This is a genomic window from Caulobacter sp. SRI_008, from assembly GCF_057586355.1.
Window position 1 is genome coordinate 1 of record NZ_JBYCZS010000056.1, and the last position, 1,165, is coordinate 1,165.

A 1,165-nucleotide genomic window follows, 5' to 3' on the forward strand; every position below is an offset into this window, starting at 1 on the left:
CCACGCCCGAGGCCTCCCCGGCCTCCTGGAACATGCGGGTCGCTTCGGGCGTCAGGGCTTGGAAATGGGAAAGGGGCTGCGCGGTCACGGGCCGTACTCCAGGACACAAAAACAAAGAGGGAGGGGTCAGGCGGGGTCGTTGAGTTCGGCCACGAAGTCGTAGGTGTCGCCGCGGTAGTAGGATTGGGTGATCTCGACGGCCCGGCCGTCCTTGAGGAAGCCGCGCCGCTCGACCAACAGGCCGGCGTCCTTGGCCTTCACGCCCAGCAGGGTGGCGTGCTGCGGGGTGATCAGCACCGCGCGCAGGCGCTGCAACGCCCGCACCGGCCGGTAGCCGGCGTCGGCCATGGCTTCGTACAGCGAGTGCTCGACCACCTCGACCGAGGGCAGGGCGAAGGCGGCGATGGTCGAATATTCGACGGCCATCGGCGCGCCGTCGGCATAGCGGATGCGGTGGAAGCGGTAGACCGGCGTGCTGGGCGACAGGCCCAGGGTCAGCGACTCCTCGGGCGTCACCGAGCCTTCCATCTTGGCCAGCCACTCGCTGTGTGGGCTGCGGCCGCGCGAGATCATGTCCTCGGTGAAGCAGGTCAGCTTGGAGAAGTTCTTCTCGACCCGCGAGGCGACGAAGGTGCCCGCGCCCTGGCGGCGGGTGAGCAGGCCCTCGCTGACCAGGCCCTCAAGCGCCTTGCGCACGGTGATGCGCGAGACGTTGAAGTCCTCGGCCATGTCGCGCTCCGGCGGCAGGGCGTCTTCCGGCGTCAGGATCTTGTGCTGGATCGCCTCGCGCAGGGCGCGCTGGAGCTGCAGATAGAGCGGCGCGGAGGCGGTGGTCTCGATCGGGCCGATGCGTTCGGAGAGCAGCATGGGTTAGATTTCCATCTCCAGTGGAGCCAGGCGCCGCGTTTCGGGGCATCTCACTGCGCACATACCAATCTAAGTCCTTTTTGTCCGCCGCTTCGATCCGATAAATCGCACCAGGGCGATAAATCGCTTTTGTGTCAAACGATTTTCGGCTTCCGGTGTCGGTGTTCGTTTTTTGAGTGGTATTAAAATGGCATCTATGCTCAGCCTTCGATCAAGAGAGGCAAGCGCGCCGGGACAGGCCGCGCTGCGACAGGTTTCGGGGGAGTCATCGATGTCGGGTCTGGTGCTTCAATCGCCT

General features: G+C 65.2%; 1 protein-coding gene. It reads right to left on the reverse strand.

Going from position 1 to position 1,165, the window contains the following annotated elements:
* Positions 1 to 126 precede the first annotated feature (126 nt).
* Complete coding sequence (locus AC2YHT_RS25630) at positions 127 to 867, reverse strand: GntR family transcriptional regulator (protein ID WP_487292608.1); 741 nt, start codon at positions 865 to 867, stop codon at positions 127 to 129.
* Positions 868 to 1,165 lie beyond the last annotated feature (298 nt).

Excerpts from the sequence above, each read along its gene's own strand:
- AC2YHT_RS25630 (WP_487292608.1), bottom strand. The coding sequence starts at position 867 with ATGCTGCTCTCCGAACGCATCGGCCCGATCGAGACCACCGCCTCCGCG.